This is a genomic window from Monashia sp. HAY1-11D, assembly GCF_056868035.1.
The window spans coordinates 1534516-1552376 of record NZ_CP200320.1; the positions used below are offsets into that span (position 1 = coordinate 1534516).

General features: G+C 73.3%; 16 protein-coding genes. 1 reads left to right on the forward strand and 15 read right to left on the reverse strand.

The annotated features are described in order from the left end of the window. Nucleotides 1-87: 87 nt before the first annotated feature. Nucleotides 88-324: an ECF-type sigma factor gene (locus AC1VM9_RS07075; RefSeq protein ID WP_481343389.1), complete on the forward strand. Its 237-nt coding sequence runs from the start codon at nt 88-90 to the stop codon at nt 322-324. A 47-nt stretch (nt 325-371) separates the two neighbouring features. Here AC1VM9_RS07075 and AC1VM9_RS07080 read toward each other — a convergent pair whose 3' ends face one another. The 15 genes from AC1VM9_RS07080 to AC1VM9_RS07150 all read right to left on the reverse strand — a co-directional run bounded on the left by AC1VM9_RS07080 (nt 372) and on the right by AC1VM9_RS07150 (nt 17837). Further along, nucleotides 372-989 (reverse strand): class I SAM-dependent methyltransferase, encoded by a 618-nt coding sequence (locus tag AC1VM9_RS07080; RefSeq protein WP_483122009.1) that lies wholly within the window; start codon nt 987-989, stop codon nt 372-374. A 14-nt stretch (nt 990-1003) separates the two neighbouring features. Continuing rightward, complete coding sequence (locus tag AC1VM9_RS07085) at nt 1004-2017, reverse strand: alpha/beta fold hydrolase (RefSeq protein WP_483122011.1); 1014 nt, start codon at nt 2015-2017, stop codon at nt 1004-1006. An 18-nt stretch (nt 2018-2035) separates the two neighbouring features. Next, complete coding sequence (locus AC1VM9_RS07090) at nt 2036-2419, reverse strand: VOC family protein (protein ID WP_481343057.1); 384 nt, start codon at nt 2417-2419, stop codon at nt 2036-2038. A gap of 38 nt (nt 2420-2457) precedes the next feature. Next, on the reverse strand, nt 2458-3468 hold the full coding sequence (locus AC1VM9_RS07095; RefSeq protein ID WP_481343056.1) for a sugar phosphate isomerase/epimerase family protein: 1011 nt from the start codon (nt 3466-3468) through the stop codon (nt 2458-2460). Nucleotides 3469-3500: 32 nt separating this feature from the next. After that, a complete protein-coding gene (locus AC1VM9_RS07100; RefSeq protein ID WP_483122014.1) occupies nt 3501-4949 on the reverse strand; it encodes an alkaline phosphatase family protein in 1449 nt (482 codons plus the stop codon). Further along, nucleotides 4946-6127 (reverse strand): metabolite traffic protein EboE, encoded by a 1182-nt coding sequence (eboE, locus tag AC1VM9_RS07105; RefSeq protein ID WP_483122016.1) that lies wholly within the window; start codon nt 6125-6127, stop codon nt 4946-4948. Before eboE ends, AC1VM9_RS07100 begins: the two co-directional genes overlap by 4 nt. Before the next feature lie 2 nt (nt 6128-6129). After that, entirely contained in the window at nt 6130-7017 is an 888-nt protein-coding gene (locus tag AC1VM9_RS07110; protein WP_483122018.1) for a TatD family hydrolase, read from the reverse strand. A 9-nt stretch (nt 7018-7026) separates the two neighbouring features. Further along, nucleotides 7027-7647 carry an EboA domain-containing protein gene (locus tag AC1VM9_RS07115; RefSeq protein ID WP_483122020.1) on the reverse strand — a complete coding sequence of 207 codons (621 nt, stop codon included), beginning with the start codon at nt 7645-7647 and terminating at the stop codon, nt 7027-7029. Continuing rightward, nucleotides 7644-8564 (reverse strand): sugar phosphate isomerase/epimerase family protein, encoded by a 921-nt coding sequence (locus AC1VM9_RS07120; RefSeq protein WP_483122022.1) that lies wholly within the window; start codon nt 8562-8564, stop codon nt 7644-7646. Before AC1VM9_RS07120 ends, AC1VM9_RS07115 begins: the two co-directional genes overlap by 4 nt. Next, nucleotides 8561-9511, reverse strand: a complete 951-nt coding sequence (locus AC1VM9_RS07125; RefSeq protein ID WP_483122024.1) for an SCO3242 family prenyltransferase — start codon at nt 9509-9511, stop codon at nt 8561-8563. Before AC1VM9_RS07125 ends, AC1VM9_RS07120 begins: the two co-directional genes overlap by 4 nt. Then, nucleotides 9508-10722: an inositol-3-phosphate synthase gene (locus AC1VM9_RS07130; protein WP_481347320.1), complete on the reverse strand. Its 1215-nt coding sequence runs from the start codon at nt 10720-10722 to the stop codon at nt 9508-9510. The genes AC1VM9_RS07125 and AC1VM9_RS07130 overlap by 4 nt, the downstream gene beginning before the upstream one ends. A gap of 83 nt (nt 10723-10805) precedes the next feature. After that, the gene (locus tag AC1VM9_RS07135; RefSeq protein ID WP_483122026.1) at nt 10806-14066 is read right to left on the reverse strand and encodes a PQQ-dependent sugar dehydrogenase; all 3261 of its coding nucleotides are present in this window, start codon (nt 14064-14066) and stop codon (nt 10806-10808) included. Nucleotides 14067-14263: 197 nt separating this feature from the next. Then, nucleotides 14264-15379 (reverse strand): sugar phosphate isomerase/epimerase family protein, encoded by a 1116-nt coding sequence (locus tag AC1VM9_RS07140; protein WP_481345413.1) that lies wholly within the window; start codon nt 15377-15379, stop codon nt 14264-14266. Between the two features lie 91 nt (nt 15380-15470). Beyond that, a complete protein-coding gene (locus tag AC1VM9_RS07145; protein WP_483122029.1) occupies nt 15471-16703 on the reverse strand; it encodes a Gfo/Idh/MocA family protein in 1233 nt (410 codons plus the stop codon). A 75-nt stretch (nt 16704-16778) separates the two neighbouring features. Further along, complete coding sequence (locus tag AC1VM9_RS07150) at nt 16779-17837, reverse strand: substrate-binding domain-containing protein (RefSeq protein ID WP_481343272.1); 1059 nt, start codon at nt 17835-17837, stop codon at nt 16779-16781. Nucleotides 17838-17861: the final 24 nt, after the last annotated feature.

Sequence of the window (17861 nt, forward strand, 5' to 3'; positions counted from 1 at the left end):
CGGCGCGCGACGCGCGTCCATACCCCCGGATCGGCGTCAACCATGGTTGACGCCTTGGCCGAGCAGGCGTAGCGTCGTCAACGCAGGTTGACGCAAAGGGGTGGACGGGTGGAGGTGGACGACGTGGTGCGGACCGCGCTCGCGACGGGTGACGACGACCCACGGGTGGCCCTGGCGGCGGCGCGGGAGCTGCGACGGGCTGCCGACCGGACCGAGGCCGCCGTCGTCCGGCGCGCCAGGGTCGCCGGCCTGGCCTGGGCCGAGATCGCCGATGCCCTCGGCGTCAGCCGGCAGGCGGTGCACAAGAGGTACGGACGTCGCTGAGCCGGCCCTCTCAGGCGGGGTCGGCCTCGCGCCCGGGGCGTCCCTGCTCAGGCCCGGGACAGCACAACGACGGTGTCGAGGGCCTCGCGCGGGCCGTCCTCGGTCTGCACCGGCCGCACCCTGATGCCCGAGCGGACCACCTCGACGGGGAGCCCGTCGACGAGGTCGAGCACCTCGTCGGGGTCGTGGAGCACCTCGCGGGCGCTCGGGCCGCCCCAGCCCTCGGCGAGGTTGCGGCCCGCGTGGCAGACGACGACGACATGACCCCCGGGGCGCACCGCCGCGACGCCGGCCGAGAAGGCGGCGCGCATCGGCTCTCGGGGCAGCTGCAGGTAGGAGAAGAGCACGAGGTCGTAGGAGGCGGGCTCCCCCGGCGCGCTCGTCGTCGCGTCGGCGACGAGCGGCGTCAGGCGCGATGCGTCGTCGCCGAGCAGGTCGGCAGCCCGGGTGCGCATCCGGTCCACGGCGACCTGCGAGTAGTCAGTGGCGACGACGCTCCAGCCCTGCTGCACCATCCAGATCGCGTTGCGGCCCTCGCCGGCCGCGACGTCGAGGGCGGTGCCGGGCGTGAGCGGCCCGACGATCTCGGCGACGAACCGGTTGGGCTCCACCGACCAGACGAGCTCGCTCGCCGCGTACCGCTCGTCCCAGGCGTGTGCGTCCACGACCCCATCCTCGCTCACGCCGGACCGGCCGTGGGCCGGCGGACGCCGTCGTTCGACTGCAGTGCGTCGTCCGCCCGGAGCGCGTCGACGCCCTCGAGCCACGGCTCGACCTCGGCGACGAAGCGCTCGGGCACCTCGAGCTGTGGCGTGTGCCCGACGTCCTCGAGCCACACCGTGGCCCACCCGGGGTTGCGCGTCGCCGCCCGCCGAGCCGCCGCGAGCGGCACGAGCCGGTCGCGGTCGCCGTGGACGAGGAGGACCGGCCGGTCGATGCCGGACAGGAGGGCGTCGTAGCGACGCGGGCGGCGCAGCACTCCGAGGAGGGAGCGGGCCGCGCCGAGGAACTCGGTGTCCCGGGCGGGCAGGGAGCCGCGCCACTGCGTCAGCGTGACGCCGGCGTCGACGACCGCGTCGTCGGCGCGCGTCGCGTCGGCGAAGCAGAGGCGGACGGTGCCGAGGACGCGTTGCCGGTCGGTGAACCGGCTCTGCATCCGCGAGAGGAACAGCTCGCCGACGCGGGGCACGGCGTAGAGCGCGAAGGTCATCGCGACCTGGGGGTCCTGGCGCTGCCGCGGGTTGGGCAGCGCCGGGTCGACGAGCACGAGACCGGCGACCCGCTCGGGCGACCGACCGGCGAGCAGCAGCGACACCATGCCACCCATCGAGTTGCCGACGAGGACGGCCGGCGCGCCGACGACCTCGTCGAGGAACCGGCCGAGCACCTCGGCGTTGGCGTGGACGCTCGTCGAACGTGACCCGGCCGGCGTCAGGCCGAAGCCGGGCAGGTCGAGGGCCACGACGCGTCGGGCTGCCGCGAGCGCCGGGCCGACGTGGACCCAGTTGAGGTGCGAGCCGCCGAGGCCGTGCACGAGGACGACCGGCGTGCCGGACGCGTCACCCTGGACGGGAGTGCCCTCGGGCGGGCTGAACTCCACCCAGTGCACCGGCCCGTCGAGGTGGGTGACGTGGCTGCGGCCGCCCCAGGGCGCCGCGAGGTCGAACGGGGCGTCCCCGGGGATCGCGCTCACCCCTGCAATGTACAAACCTCAGTCACCGGGAGTGGCCCGCGGGCGCTGCTCGACGAGGCCGACGAGGTTGCCTTCGGAATCCTTGACAAAGGCCATCCACTCGTCCGTGCCGGCCGGTCCGAGGGTGTCGTCGTCGTGGCCGAAGATGACGTGCGGCTCGGTCTCCACGGTGACGCCCGACGCGCGCAGCCGCTCCACGGTCGCGTCGATGTCGTCGACCCGGTGGTAGAGCAGCGTGCTCGGAGCGGCCCGGTCGAGCAGCAGCCGGACACCGCCGAGGTCGAAGAAGAGCAGGCCCGGCGGGTCGAAGGAGGCGAGGGGCGGGGTGCCGAGCAGGTCGGCGTAGAAGGCCCCCGCGCGGTCGAGGTCCTCGGCCCGCTGGGCCACCTGGATGAGTTCCATCCCCCGACGGTAGACCGTCGGGTCCGCGTCGAGGGGTCTCAGCCCCGGCCGCTGCTGAAGGCGGCGTCGAACGACGCGCTCGGCGGCTCGAAGTTGAGCCGTCGGACGTGCTCGAGGGCCTCGGGTGCACCGACGAGGCGGTCCATCCCCGCGTCCTCCCACTCGATGGAGATGGGGCCGTCGTAGCCGATGGCGTTGAGGGTCCGGAAGCAGTCCTCCCACGGCACGTCGCCGTGCCCGGTCGAGACGAAGTCCCAGCCCCGACGCGGGTCGCCCCACGGCAGGTGCGAACCGAGCCGGCCGTTGCGGCCGTTGCCGATCCGCTTGCGGGCGTCCTTGCAGTCGACGTGGTAGATCCGGTCCTTGAAGTCCCAGATGAACGCCGCCGGGTCGAGGTCCTGCCACACCATGTGGCTCGGGTCCCAGTTGAGGCCGAACGCCTCTCGGTGGCCGATCGCCTCGAGCGTGGCCTGCGTCGACCAGTAGTCGTAGGCGATCTCGCTGGGGTGGACCTCGTGGGCGAACCGCACGCCCACCTCGTCGAAGACGTCGAGGATCGGGTTCCAGCGTCGGGCGAAGTCGGCGTACCCCTCCTGGATGACGTCGTCGGACACCGGCGGGAACATCGCGACGTACTTCCACACCGCCGAGCCGGTGAACCCGACGACGGTGTCGACGCCGAGCTTCGCCGCGGCACGCGCCGTGTCGGCCATCCGCTCGGCGGCCCGCCGGCGCACCCCCTCCGGGTCCCCGTCGCCCCACACGGCCGCGGGCAGGATGTCCCGGTGTCGGTGGTCGATCGGGTCGTCGCACACGGCCTGGCCGACGAGGTGGTTCGAGACGGCCCACACCTTGAGGTCGTGCTTGGCGAGGATCTCGAGGCGCGACTCGACGTAGCCGTCCTCGGTCAGGGCGCGGTCGACCTCGAAGTGGTCGCCCCAGCAGGCGATCTCGAGGCCGTCGTAGCCCCATTCGCCGGCCAGGCGGCACATCTCCTCGAAGGGAAGGTCGGCCCACTGGCCGGTGAACAGGGTGATCGGTCGAGGCATGTGAGTCTCCTTGGCGCTGTGGGTGCTCGGGGTCAGGTCGCGGGAACGGCTGCGGGGACGGCTCCGGGAACGGTTGCGGCGACGGTTTCGGCGACGCGGACGCCGGCAGCCCCCAGGACGAGGTCGTGGACGTCCGTCGCCGCCACCGTCTCACGGCCCAGCCCCGCGTCGGACATGAGGAGCAGGGGCCCGTCCTCGGGGTCCTCCGGCAGCCGGCCGTGGCTTCCGCGCACCCATCGCGGGTCGAGCGGCACGACGCTCATCGCGTACCTCAGGCCGACCTTCTTGCGCACGAGCGACAGGGCGGCACGGGCCTTGGCGGAGCGGTCGGCCGGGTCGAAGAACAGCTCGGCCGGGTCGTAGCCGGGCTTGCGGTGGATCTCGACGCCCCGGGCGAAGTCGGGCGCGCGACGGTCGTCGAGCCAGTAGTAGTACGTGAACCACGCCCGCGGCTCGGCCACGAGGACGAGGTCGCCGCTGCGCTCGTGGTCCAGGCCATGGGCGGCCTGCGCCGCCCGGTCGAGGACGAGGTCGATGCCGGGGACGGCAGCGAGCAGCGTCCGCACGTGCTCCAGGCGGGCGGGGTCGCGCACGTAGACGTGCGCCACCTGGTGGTCCGCGACGGCGAAGGCCTCGGACGCCCACGGGTCGAGGTACTCCATACCGGCCTGCGTGTGCACCTCGAGGAGACCCTCGCGGCGCAGCACCCGGTTGACGTCGACGGGTCGGTCGACCTCGGTGATGCCGTACTCGCTGACCACGACGACGGCGGCGCCCAGCCGTTCGGCGTCGTCGAGGAGCGGGGCGAGCACGGCGTCGAGCTCGGCCGCGGCGGCCCGTGCCTCGGGCGACGCGGGCCCGAAGCGCTGGAGGTCGTAGTCGAGGTGCGGCACGTAGGCGAGCGTCAGGTCGTGCTCGCGCAGCAGCATCCGGGTCGCATCGACGATCCAGCGGGAGGCGGCGATCGAGGCGGTCGGGCCCCAGTACTGGAAGAGCGGGAACGGGCCCAGCCGTTCGACGAGCCGGTCGTGCAGGGACACCGGGCGGGTGTAGCAGTCCGGCGACTTGCGTCCGTCGGCGTGGTAGACCGGCCGCGGCGTGACGAGCGAGTCGACGTCCATCCCCATCGCGTACCACCAGCAGACGTTCGCGACGCGGGCGCCGGGGCGGACGCGGCGCAGCGCGTCCCAGACCTTCTCGCCCTGCACGAGCGCGTTGTGCTGCCGCCAGAGGAACACCTCCCCGAGGTCGCGGAAGTACCAGCCGTTGCCGACGGCGCCGTGCTCGGCCGGCATCCGGCCGGTGAGGAACGTCGACTGCACCGAGCACGTGACGGCCGGCAGCACGGTGCCGAGGGCCGCCTGTGAGCCCCGCTCCGCGAGGCGCCGCAGCCGCGGCATGTCGCGCAGCGCCCGAGGGGTCAGGCCGACGACGTCGAGGAGGAGGACGGGGCGCGGGTCGGTGCTGGTGGAGGTGCTCATGCGGGCTCCTTGAGGCCGAGGTCGATGAGGGTGTCGCGCAGCCACGCCAGCTCGCCGGCGATGCTGCGGGCGAGGCCGACGTCGTCGCGAGGCCGGTGCCGCTCGGGCACGACGGCCCACGTGTACGTCTCGACCTCGAGGTGGTCGGTGCGGACGGTCTCGCCACCGACGAGCACCTCGAGCGAGCGACGCAGGTCGTCGGTCGTCGCGGTGAGTGGCGGCTCGGGGGCGGTGCCCAGCGGCACGTGGAAGTGCACGCGCCACGGCTCGTCGGCGTGCGCGCCGAGCGGGCGGCGGCCGCCGAGGGCCTCGCCGAGGTCGTCGCGGGCACGAACGAGGCCGGCGAGGTCGCGCGAGCGCACCTGGTGCAGGAACCGCTCCTCGTCGAAGGACGAGAGGGCGGCCCGGGTCGCCGCGTCGGTCGGGTCGGCCGCGTGCAGCCCGGCGGAGACCTGGGCCTTGGCGACAGCCATGCCGGACGCGTCCAGCGCGGCCACGGCGTCCGTCGCGTCCTCGAAGCCGACGGCGAGGTGGCACAGGTCGAGGCACGCGCCGATGACGTCGCGGTCCCAGCCCCGGGTGCGCTCGACGAGGTCGGCGACGGTCTCGATGACGCACCCGGGCTCCGGCTCGACGGCGACGCGGACGGACCGGCCCGTCGAGTCGCACAGGGCGTGCAGGTGCGCGGCGAGGCGCTCGAACTGCTCCGCTGCGAGGGCCTGCCGGTCGCCGAACCACGGGTGCCGCCAGCCGAGCGGGAGCGTCGAGATGCTGCCGCGGGCGGCATCGTCCGGCAGCAGCCGGACGAGCACGTCGGCGAGGTCGCTCGTGTAGCGCAGGCGCGCCGGCTCGCTCCAGTCCGGGTGGTAGACGCGGTGCTTGACGACCGGCTCCTGGAACCCGCGGTACGGGAAACCGTTGAGCGTCACGACCTCGAGGCCCCGCCGGTCGAGCTCGCGGCGGAGGCGGTCGGTGAGCGACGGGTCGCCGGCGAGGGCACGCGCGACGGGGGCGCTGAGCCACAGGCCGAGGCCGAGAAGCTCGAGCCCGAGGTGCCGCCGCACGGGCAGGGCGAACCGTTCGAGCTGGCCGACGACCGTGTCGAGGTCCTCGCCGCCATGGACGTTGGTGCAGTACGCGACGTGCACGGTCGTGCCGTCGGCGTGCCGGAGGCGCACGACTACTCCCTCGACCCGCGCAGCACCGAGTTGCCCTCGTACGTCGCCGTGCCCGCGCCGACGAGGCCACCCTCGGGGCGGTCACCGTCGGCGTCCTCGGGCAGCTCGAGACGACCGCTCTGGGCGAAGAACTCGACGGGGTTGCGCCACAGCACGCGGTCGACGTCGTCGTCGGTGAACCCGGCGCGCAGCATCGCCTGCCCGGTGCGCCAGGTCTTGAGCGGGTCGCTGTTGCCCCAGTCGGCGGCGGAGTTGACGAGCATCCGGTCGAGACCGTGCTCGCGCAGGATCGCGACCATCCGCTGCTCGTCCATCTTCGTGTCCGGGTAGACGGAGAAGCCCATCCAGCAGCCGGACTCGGCGACGACGCCCACCGTCACCTCGTTGAGGTGGTCGACGAGGACCCGCTGCGGCTCGAGACCCGACTCGCGGACGACGTCGAGGGTCCGACGCGTCCCCGCGAGCTTGTCGCGGTGCGGCGTGTGGACGAGGGCGGGCAGCTCGTGCTCGACGGCGAGGGCGAGCTGGGCGGCGAAGGCCTCGTCCTCCTCCGGCGTCATGCTGTCGTAGCCGAGCTCGCCGACCGCGACGACCCGGTCCTTGACGAGGTAGCGGGGCAGCTCGGCGAGGATCTCGCGGCAGCGGGCGTCGTTGGCCTCCTTGGGGTTGAGGCCGATCGTCGCGTGGTGCGCGATGCCGTACTGCGCGGCCCGGAACGGCTCCCAGCCGAGGAGCGCGTCGAAGTAGTCGCAGAACGTGCCGACGGTCGTCCGCGGCTGGCCGAGCCAGAACGAGGGCTCGACGACGGCGCGGACGCCGGCCTCGTGCATCCGTCGGTAGTCGTCGGTGGTCCGCGAGGTCATGTGGATGTGGGGGTCGAAGATGCGCACGGCTGCTCCTCAGCGGTCTCGGGCGCCGACGGGGTCGGTGGTCGGGGTGGTGTCGGGGTGGGTGCAGGCGGCGAGGACGGTCGAGGCGTCGGCGGGCACGGTGCGGCCGGCGGCCAGCCGTTCGGCGGCGTAGTCGGTGACCATCCGGGCCAGCTCGGCGTCGGCCCGCTCGGCGAGACCGGCGACGGCAGCCACGGGCACCCCGGTGAAGAGCACCTTGAGGACGGCCTGCCGCCACGCGTGCGCGTCGAGGTGCCGCGCGGCGTACGGCCCCAGCGCAGCCTCGACCAGCCGGGTGTCGTTGGTGCGCAGGGCATCCCGGACGAGCGGTAGGCCGCGGTCCCCCAGCGGGTCGTGGCGGTCCGGCGCGTCCAGGGCGTCGAGGGACCCCAGCACCGCGAGCCGCTCGGCCGTGTCGCCACGCTCGTAGAGGCGGGCGACCCGGCGGGCGATGTCGTCGGCAGGTCCGGGCACGGCGAGCAGGAGCCGACGTCGGTGGGCGGCGCCGTCCACCCCGGCGCGCGCGGCGAGGCGTGCGGCGGGCGGGAAGTGCCGGTCGATGGAGTCGGGGTCGCGGGCCACCTCGACCAGGGCGGCGTCGAGGTCTGGCTGGGTCGCGGTGCGGGTCACGAGGTCACCTCCTGGAGGCTCGGGTCGGATGCGGTCCGTCCTGCGGGAGAAGCCGCCGCGGGGCAGGCGGCGGGACGCGCTGCCGCCCCCTGCGCCTCACGGAGGAAGCGGAGGCTGTTGGCGGCCAGCGTCGGCGCCGCCCATGCGTGCCGCGGCAGCTCGACGGAGACGAGGCCGCGGTAGCCGACCGCGTGGAAGGCGGCCAAGACCGGCGGCACGTCCACCTCGCCCTCGCCGAACGGCAGGTGCTCGTGGACGCCGCGCCGCATGTCGTCGATCTGCACGTTCGCCACGTGGGGGCCGGCCGCGAGGACGACGGAGGCCGGGTCCTCGTCCTCGACGCAGCGCAGGTGGCCGACGTCGATGGTCAGGCGCAGCCGGTCCGGGTCGCCGAGCCGCCGGCGCAGGGCGAGCACGTCGCCGACGCGCTCGAGGACCATGCCCGGTTCGGGCTCCACCGCCAGGTCGACGCCGTGCTCGACGGCGACCGGCAGGACCCGGGCGACTCCGTCGTCGACACGCCGGAGCAGCTCGGCGCGCGGCACCCCTCGCGGCCCCAGGCCGCTCCAGCAGGACACGACCGGCGCGCCGATCTCGGCCGCGATGCGGATCGCCCGCTGCAGCAGGTCGACGCGACGCTGCCGGCCCTCGTCGGACACCAGTGTCGGCTCGTGCTTGCGTCGCGGGTCGAGCAGGAACCGTGCCCCCGTCTCGACGACGACGTCGAGGGCGTGGCGGTCGAGCAGGGCCCGCACCCGCCGGACCCGCGCGGCGACGTCGCGGGCGAACGGGTCGAGGTGCGCGTGGTCGAGGGTGAGCGCGACGCCGTCGTAGCCGAGGTCTGCGAGGAGGGCGAGCGCGTCCTCGAGCCGGTGGTCGGTGAACCCGTTGAGGCCGTAGCCGAACCGCAGGCTCATGTCGGCGACACCACCCGCATGGCGAGGCGTCCGACCGGCACCGAGGCCGCGAGGGCCAGGGCGAGCTCGGGCCGTCCCCGGCCGGCGACGAGCGAGCCCTGCAGTGGCACGAACCCCCGGATGCCGTGCCCCGTGGCGCGCCGGACCGTCGCGGCGTCGGGCGAGCGGGCCGCGTCGAGCTGGGCCGGCAGGACGCCCCGGGCGTACCAGCCGGCCAGCGTCGTCGACAGCACGACGGACCCCGCGCGCCACGCGCGCGTGCGGTGCCGAGCACGCGACGGCCCGTCGAGGGCCGGCGCGAGGGCCGGCGCGAGGGCCAGCGCGAGGGCCGGCGCGAGGGCCGCCGTCGCGGTGGCGACCGCGGCGGTGCCGAGCGCCACGGCCCTGGCGGTGGCGGCGGAGCCGCCGTGCACCTCGCCGCGGCTCAGGGCGGTGACGCCCGCGGTGTGGGCACCGACGAGCACGGCCGGCGCGGCGGCCGCTCGGACCCCCGCCACGCCGCCGGCGCTCGCCCCGAGGACGACGTCGAGGGCACGGGTCGAGGCCATCGTGGCCACGCCCACCGGCCCGTCCTTGGGGCCGAGGTCGTAGGCCCACACCGCCGCGGCGAGGACGCCCGCGACGGCTGCGCCGACCCGTCCTGCCGCGAGGCCGGCCACGGCGACCCCACCGACCGTCAGGCCGGCGGCCACGCCGAGGGCGGTGCCGGCCGGCACGCGTCCGGACGGGATGGGCCGTTCCGGACGCTCGGTGGCATCGACAGCGCGGTCGGCCCAGTCGTTGAGCGCCATCCCGGCCCAGTACAGGCACGTCGAGGCCAACGGCAGCAGTGCGGCACGGCGCCCGCCGGGCCAGCCCGCCGCGGCCGCGCCGGCGAGCGTGTCGCCGGGGACCGTGAGGGCGGCCGGCGCACGCACCAGCTCCGCGAGGTCGCGCAGGGTGGTCATGACGATGCCGATGTCGATGCCGGTGCGGTGGTGCCGCGGACCCAGCCGCGCAGCGTCTCGAGCTGTGCGGCGAGCCCGTGCTCGTCGGAGCCGACGGGGTCCTTGAAGAAGAACCCCCACTCCGGCACGGAGCCGACGACGCCGCGACGCAGCGCGAGGTCGGCGAGGCGGGCCAGGTCGATGACGAGTGGTGCCGCGAGGGCCGAGTCGCAGCCCTGCCACGTGAACTGCAGCGTCATCCGCGTCCCGAGGAACCCCGAGAACGTCACGTGGTCCCACGCCGTCTTCCAGTCGCCGAGGTCGGTGATGTTGTCGATGTGGACCGGGCCCTCGACCGGGTAGCCGAGCATCGCCTCCAGTCCCTTGGCCTTGCTGCGCGACTTGCTCTCGCGGGCGTCAGGGTCGGCAAGCGTCGCGCCGTCACCGCCACCGAGGAGGTTGGCCCCGGCCCATGAGCGCACCCGGAGCGAGCGTGCGGCGAACATCGGCGCCAGCACCGACTTGACGAGCGTCTCGCCGGTCTTGCCGTCGCTGCCGCCCCACGGCACGCGGAGACGCTGCGCGAGCTCGGCGAGCGCCGGGAGCCGGGCGCCGGTGGACGGGGTGAAGTCGACGAACGCGGCACCGGCGAGGAAGGCCGCCGCCGCGTAGACCGAGCTGGACGGGAGGGGCGAACCGCCTGCCGCCCAGGCCGACTCGAGCGCCGAGAGGGAGGCGTGGGACGCGTCCTCATCGACGGGCGGCTCGGTCGAGGACACGTTGACGACGACGACACGGTCCAGGCCCTCGGCCCGACGGAAGGCCTCGATGTCGGCCGCGACGCGGCGCGCGGCGTCGCCCTGCGTCTCGGCGCCGGGCGCGTAGCCGGGCCGCAGCCGCGTCTCGACGCGTTCGAGCTCGTCGTGGACGAGGGGCAGGGCGGTCGCCGGCACGACACCCGCGTCGGCGAGCGCGGCGGCCCGCTTGACGAGGGGCACGTCGGCGACGTCGTGGCCGCCGAGCACGAGGCGGTCGAGCCCGACCAGGTGCTCCCGCAGGCCGGGCTGCTCGGTGACGAGCCCGTCCGGGCCGTGCTCGCCGATGCCGCCCGCGGCGACCAGGGCCAGGCCGGTGGCCACGGTCGTCGCGACGCTGCCGCGCGCGCCGACGAGCCAGAGCCCGGTCCGTCCGATCGGGTGCTCGACCGGCCCGGTGCTGTTGTCGTTGCTCATCTCGATCTCCTTCGATCTGGTCGGGTCCCCCGGTGGGGCCCGGGTGACCCGGCGGCGGGGGCCGCCGCCGGGTCACCGGGTCGTCACCTCAGCGAGGCGATGACGGCGTTGCCGTCGCGCTGGAGCGCACCCCGTGCCGCGGCGTCCGACACGTTCGCCGGCTGGCCGGCGAGGGCGACGAACTCCTGCAGCTGCGAGATGGCCGCGGCCGGGCGGCCACCCGCCACGTGCCGGGCGGCCTGCTCGAGACGCTTCTCCAGGAGCGGCTCACCGACCTTCGTCACGAGTCCCTCGCGGGCCAGGCGCTCGGTGAGGGCGGTCAGCTCGGCCAGCGACGTCGTCGTGGTGAACGTCGTCGTGGTCGTGCGGACGAGGCCCGCCTTGTCCTTGGCCGTGACGACGAGGGTGTGGCTGCCGAGCGGCAGGCGCCACAGGGCCAGCGGCTGGTCGGCCGCGACCGTGGTCCCGTCGACCGTGGCCGTGACGGTGTCGATGCCGCTCGTGGCGTCGGTCGCCGTCCACCTGACGTCCGTCGAGTTGCCGACGGACGCGCCGTCGGTGACCCCGGAGACCGCCACGGTGGGCTGCGTCTTGTCGAGCTTCACCGTGACGGAGCCGACCTCGGAGACGTTGCCGCCGTTGTCGGTGGCCCGGTAGAGCACCGTCGTCGTGCCCTCGGTCGAGACTGTGAGCGCGGTGTTGGCGTTGACCCACGTCGCCCCACCGTCGGTGGAGCGCTGGCGGGAGGCGACGGTGCCGTTGTCGGTCGCGGTGACCGTCACGGTGACGTTGCTCGTCCACCAGCCGTTCGCGCCGTTCGGCGTCGCCGGGCTGAGCGTCGCCGAGACGGTCGGCGGCGTCTTGTCCGCCACCCCGTCGCCGACGATCGATAGGGCGTCGAGCACGACCCCGCCCGTCGAGGTGACGAAGAGGCGGCCGGTGCCGGCCGGCTTCGACGACAGGACCGCCGCCGTGTCGGACCAGCCGGTGCTGTCCACCGCGACCGTCCCGAACGGTGTCGCCGTCGGCGAGTTCCAGCGCAGCGACAGCGTCCCCTGGCCCGACGCGCGGGCCGTGATGCCGGTGATGCCGACGAGGTTGGCCGGGTCCCAGCCGAGGTGGTCACCGGCGTCGAGCGAGGTGACCTTGCGCAGGCCGCTCGCCGTCGTGTCGCCGACGATCTCGACGCCCTGGGCCAGGTCGGCCCACTCGGCCTCCTGCTTCTTCGGGTTGAGGACCAGCTGCTCGGTCGTGGTCGCGGCAGGGACGCCGGCGTGACCGTTGTCGGTGTAGGTGATGACGACGACGCCGAAGATGTTCTCGGTCTCGCCGTGCTCGGTCGCGTCCGCCGGGGTCGGGATCGCGAACTGGCAGCCCGTGCCCTGGCTCAGCGGGTGGGCGTGCGCGTCGTGCCCGAGACCGAAGGTCCACGTGACGCGCGAGCACACCGTGGCGGTGCCGTCCTCGGGGTCGGAGGTCGTGACGTCGAACGGCACGGCCTGGCCCCAGTCGAAGAAGGCGCCGTTCGGGGGCGTCTTGATGGTCACGGTCGGTGCGACGTTGCCGACCGAGATCGACGTGCTCGTCAGGCCGCTGCGGCCCTGCGGGTCGGTGACGCGCAGACGAGCCGTGTACCTGCCGAGCTCGGTGTAGGTGTAGGACGCGGTGGCACCGGTGGCGTCGAACGTGCCGTTGCCGTCGAAGTCCCACTGGTAGGTGAGCGCGCCGCCCTCCGGGTCCTTCGACGCCGAGGCGTCGAACTGCACGGTGAGCGGGGCGTTGCTGCTGCTCACCGGGCTGGCCGCGATCTTCGCCTGCGGCGCCTTGTTGCCCGGGCTGTAGTCGATCCGGTAGAGGCCGGCGTCGGGGTTGGCCCGGAAGAAGCCGTCACCGTAGTCGAGGACGTAGAGCGACCCGTCCGGGCCGAACTCGACGTCGATCGGGCTGTCGGTGATCGGCTGGCCGTTCGTCTCGAGGGCCTTGTTGGGCAGGACCTGCTCGATGTGGTCGACCGGGCCGTTCGGCCACTGCACCGTGAAGGCCGCGAGGTAGTCCTGGGAGAACTCGGCGAAGAACGCCTTCTTGTCCCAGTACGCCGGGAACTTCGTCGTCGACGGGTTGTCGGCGTCGTAGTGGTAGACGGGGCCGCCCATCGGGCCCTGGCCGCCCTGCGGGTCGAAGTCGGTCAGCTCGGGCCACGGCTGGTCGGTGGACCGGTCGCCGTAGTAGAGCGTGGCCGTCGTGGCCGGCGGCACCTGGGGCAGGCCGGTGTTCCAGCGTGAGTTGTTCTGCGCGCCGGCGTTGCAGTCGAACCACGGGCCGGGCGTGGCCGTCGCGAAGTTCCACTCGTTGTAGTTGGCGTTCGGGCCGTGGCAGTACGGCCAGCCGCCGTTGACCGGCCGGTCGATCGCCGTCGTCATCCACTCGACGTAGCCCATCGGGCCGCGCTGCGGGTCGGCCGCGCCGGCGTCGGGGCCGTAGTCGCCCCACGTCACCGAGTTCGTGCCCGGGTCGACGTCCATGCGGAACGGGTTGCGCACGCCCATGACGAAGATCTCCGGGCGCGTCTTGGCCGTGCCGGGCGGGAAGAGGTTGCCGGCCGGGATCGTGTAGCTGCCGTCGTCCTCGACGTGGACGCGCAGGATCTTGCCGCGCAGGTCGTTGGTGTTGCCCGCCCCACGACGCGAGTCGAAGCCGGGGTTCATGCCCGGCGCGTCGTTGTTCGGTGCCATGCCGTTGGCGCCCGGCGTGCTGGCCGGGGTGTTGTCACCGGTCGAGAGGTAGAGGTTGCCGTCGCCGTCGAAGTCGACGTCACCGGCGACGTGGCAGCACTGCCCGCGGTTCGTCTCGACCTTGAGGATGACCTGCTCGCTCGAGAGGTCGAGCTTGTCGGCGGCGTCGTCCCACTTGAAGCGGCTGAGCTGGTTGTAGCCCTTCCACTGGTCCCAGTACGACGCGTCGGCCCCGGCGGGCAGGGTGTTCGGGGCCGAGCCCGTCGGGGTGCTCGTGACGTACGGCGCCGTCATCGTCTTGGGCGCGTAGTAGAGGTAGACCCACTTGTTCGTCGCGAAGTCGGGGTCCAGGGTGACGGTCTGCAGGCCGTCCTCGGAGTTGTTGTAGACCGGCACGGAGTTGACGACCTTGGTGACGCCGGTGTCGGGGTCGACGAGGCGCACGTCGCCGTTGCGGGCGGTGGTGAGCACGCGACGGTCGGGCAGGACGGCGAGGTCGATCGGCTCGCCGGTGTCCTTGGTGAGCGTGATCTTCTCGTAGTTGGACCAGTCGAGGGCGGGGTCGTCGCCGTGGTCGACGCCGTCGTGGGCGAGCGCCGGGGACGCGAGCACCCCGCCGAGGGTGGTGAGGGCCAGGACGGCCGCGGCAGTTGCCGCAACCGCCCTCCGGCCTCTGGAACGACTTGTAGCATTCATCGGTACGTCCTTCTTGACAGAGACGGGCGAAGCCGGTCCCCGGGGAGCGCGCCGCTGCAACGGCCATGCACTCCCCGGGGGTCGGCGTACTGCTGTTCCGACGCGCCGGGGCCTCAGCCGCGGAGGGCGGCCATGTTCTCGTAGCTGATCCGCGCGAACTCCAGCGACTGGCCCGGGTTGGCCGCGCCGCCGGGAGCGGTGTCCTGCTCGTACATCGGGTTGTGGTAACCCTTGGCACCGGTCGAGCTGAGGAACGTCGTGTAGTCGATGTCACCCGTGCCGAAGGGGACCATCTCGTAGCCGTTGGCCAGGTCGGGCCGCGAGTCGCCGTCCTTGGCGTGGAACAGCGGGAAGCGGATCGGCTGGGCCTGGACGACGCCGAGCGGGTTGAAGACCGAGGCGACCGCCGTGCCGTCGGGCGCCGTGTAGGCCGTGTGCTTGAACTTGGCCACGTGCGCCCAGTAGATGTCCATCTCGAGGTAGACGTACTCCGGGTCGGTGTTGGCCAGGAAGTACTCGAGCCGGCGGATGCCCGACGAGCGGGTCGGACGGCCCAGGGCGTCGAGCGGGCCGCTGTCGAGCAGGAAGCTGTACGCGATGTCGTGGTTGTGCGTGTACAGCTTGAGGCCGTGCGAGGCCGCACGACGACCGAGGACGTTCCACCGCTCGGCAGCGGCGGCCCAGTCGGCGACGTAGGCGGAGCCGGTCGGGTCCGAGCCGGTGCCGATGTGCTGCATGCCGAGGATGTTCGCGACCTCGCAGGCGGCGTCGAACTGGGCGAGCGTCGCGTCGTTGACGACCGACGGGATGGTGCCGTGGTTGCCCTCGGCCTCGAGGCCGTTGTCGTCGAGCCACGTGCGCAGCAGCTGGGCACCGGCGACGTTGTTGACGTTGCCGCCGGGGGCGTTCGCGTGCTGGTTGAAGCCGGCGAACTCGACCTGCTTGTAACCGATGCGCCCGAGCTCCTCGAAGACCGCCTTGAAGCCGGAGGCGAAGGGGCTCGTGGCCGGGTCGCGCGAGATGGCGTCACGGACGGTGTAGAGGATGATGCCGCGCTTGCCGGGTGGCACCACCACGCCGTTGGCGCCGGGTGCCGCGGTGGCGGTGCCGGCCGAGGCCGCCGTGAGGGCGGCCGCGGCCGCCATCCCGGTCGAGGCCGCCATGAACTGGCGTCGGTTGAGGCCGAGGCCCTTGGCGAGCTTCAGCGGCTTGACGTCGTTGTCGTGCATGTGAGGATGCTCCTTCGGGTGTGACAGAGACGGTGGTGCGGGGGTCGAGCCGGATCTCCTTTCAGGACGGCGGACGCGATGACCCCCACGGTCAGGAGGGAAGGGGAGACGCCGTGCGGGCCCCGACGATCGGGGTCCAGGACCCCTCCCGCTCCGCACTGGTCTCGACGGCCGACAGGATCCGCTGCACCTGGAGCCCGTCGGTGAACGAGGGCCGCGGGTCGGCGCCCGCGGCGACGGCGGTGAGGAAGTCCACCGCCTGGTGGGTGAAGCCGTGCTCGTAGCCGAGCACGTGCCCGGGCGGCCACCACGCGGCCACCCACGGGTGGTCGGCCTCGGTGACGAGCACGCGGGTGAACCCGGCGTCGCGCGACCGGCTGCCGTTGTCGAAGACGTGCAGCACGTTCATGTCCTCGAAGTCGAACGCGATCGATCCCTGGGTCCCGTTGACCTCCAGGCGGATCGCGTTCTTGCGCCCGGTGGCGAACCGGGTCGCCTCGAAGGTGGCGAGCCCTCCGCCGCTCAGACGCGACACGAGGACGGCGGCGTCGTCGACGGTGACCGGACCACGGGTGGCCGAGCCGTTCGCGCCGGCGGTGCCGCTGATGCCGTTCGTGGCGACGAGCGAGGGGTCGCAGACCGGCCGCTCGCGCACGAAGGTCTCGGTCAGTGCCGACACCCCCGTCAGGGTCTCCCCCGTCACGTGCTGGGCGAGGTCGACGATGTGGGCCCCGATGTCGCCGAGGGCGCCGGACCCGGCGCGGTCCTTCTGGAGGCGCCACGTCAGCGGTGACTCGGGGTCGGTGAGCCAGTCCTGCAGGTAGGCGCCCCGGACGTGCAGCACGCGCCCGATGCGCCCCTCGGCGACGAGCTGCCGCGCGTACGCGACGGCCGGGACACGCCGGTAGGTGAACCCGACCATCGAGCGGACGCCCCGGGCGCGGGCCGCCTCGGCGGCCGTGGCCATGACCTCGGCCTCGCCGACGCTGTTGGCCAGCGGCTTCTCGCACAGGACGTGCTTGCCGGCCTCGAGCGCCGCGACGGCGATCTCGGCGTGGGTGTCGCCGGGGGTGCAGATGTCGATGACGTGGATGTCGTCACGGTCGAGCAGGCGCCGCCAGTCCGTCTCGACCTCGCCCCAGCCGAAGCGGTCCGCGGTGTTCTTGGCGGCCGCGGCGTTGCGCCCCGCCACGGCGACGAGGCGCGGGTCGACCGGCACGTCGAAGTAGCTGCGGGCGTTGCGCCAGGCCTGCGAGTGGGCCCGGCCCATGAAGGCGTAGCCGATCATCCCCACCCCGAGGGTGGGCTTTGGTGCGGTCGTCATGACGTCCTCATCTCGGGCGTTGGCGGTGTGGGGCGCCCGCGCCGCACCGGTCGGCGCGGCGCGGGCCCCGTACGGTCAGGACTCGAAGCCGAGCGGGAGGTACTGCTCGACGTTCGCCTTCGTCACCACGGGGGCGTTGAGGACGATGCGTCGCGGCACCTCGACCTGGACGAGGTCGCTGATGCCCTTGCCCTGCGCGATGAGACGCGCGAGCTTGATGCCGTCGGCCGCCTGGGTCGGCGGGTAGAGGACGGTGGCCTCCATCTTGCCCTCCTGGATCCAGCGCATCGCGTTGGCCGAGCCGGCGCCGCCGATGAAGGCCATCTCGTGGCGGTTGGCCTGGTCGAGGGCGGCCATGACGCCGACGCCCTGGTCGTCGTCGTGGTTCCAGAGGATGTCGATCTTCGGTGCGGCCTGGAGCAGGTTGGACATCTGCTTCTCGCCGGACTCGACGGTGAACTCGGCGGCGACCCGGTTGTCGACCGTCTGGCCGCACGCCTTGAGCGCGTCGGCGAAGCCCTTGCTCCGGTCCTGTGTCAGCGGCAGCGAGTCGATGCCGGCGATCTCGGCGATGACCGGGTTGGACAGGTTCTTGTCCTTGACGAGCGTGCACGCGTACGTGCCGGCCGAGACGCCCATGCCGTAGTTGTCGCCGAGGACCGTCGCGCGGGCCGCGAACGGGCTGGAGAACTCGCGGTCGACGTTGATGACCGGGATGCCCGCGTTCATCGCCTTGGTCGCCACCTCGGTGAGGGCCGCGCCGTCGGTCGGGAGCAGGACGATGGCATCGACCTTGTCGTTGATGAAGGTCTCGATCTGGCTGATCTGCAGAGACGCGTCGTTGGTGCCCTCGGCGACCTTGAGCTCGACGTCTCCGTGCTTCTTGGCCTCGGCCTGCGCGGCGCTGTTGATCGCACCGAGCCAGCCGTGGTCGGCCGCCGGACCGGAGAAGCCGATGGTGACCTTCTTGCCCGGGGCGTCGTTGTCGCTCGCGGCGTTGCCGGCGGCCTGCTGGGTCGAGGCCGCCGGCGTCGTGGCCGGGTCGTTGCTCGTGCAGCCGGCTGCGACGAGGGCGGCGCTCATGGCGATCGCCACGACGGCGACGCGCTGGGTGTGACGAAGTGATGCAGACACGCTGACTCCTATGTGAGCGGTGTT

Excerpts from the sequence above, each read along its gene's own strand:
- AC1VM9_RS07090 (WP_481343057.1), bottom strand. The coding sequence starts at position 2,419 with ATGGAACTCATCCAGGTGGCCCAGCGGGCCGAGGACCTCGACCGCGCG.
- AC1VM9_RS07095 (WP_481343056.1), bottom strand. The coding sequence starts at position 3,468 with ATGCCTCGACCGATCACCCTGTTCACCGGCCAGTGGGCCGACCTTCCC.
- AC1VM9_RS07100 (WP_483122014.1), bottom strand. The coding sequence starts at position 4,949 with ATGAGCACCTCCACCAGCACCGACCCGCGCCCCGTCCTCCTCCTCGAC.
- AC1VM9_RS07120 (WP_483122022.1), bottom strand. The coding sequence starts at position 8,564 with ATGAGCCTGCGGTTCGGCTACGGCCTCAACGGGTTCACCGACCACCGG.
- AC1VM9_RS07125 (WP_483122024.1), bottom strand. The coding sequence starts at position 9,511 with ATGACCACCCTGCGCGACCTCGCGGAGCTGGTGCGTGCGCCGGCCGCC.
- AC1VM9_RS07130 (WP_481347320.1), bottom strand. The coding sequence starts at position 10,722 with ATGAGCAACGACAACAGCACCGGGCCGGTCGAGCACCCGATCGGACGG.
- AC1VM9_RS07140 (WP_481345413.1), bottom strand. The coding sequence starts at position 15,379 with ATGCACGACAACGACGTCAAGCCGCTGAAGCTCGCCAAGGGCCTCGGC.
- AC1VM9_RS07145 (WP_483122029.1), bottom strand. The coding sequence starts at position 16,703 with ATGACGACCGCACCAAAGCCCACCCTCGGGGTGGGGATGATCGGCTAC.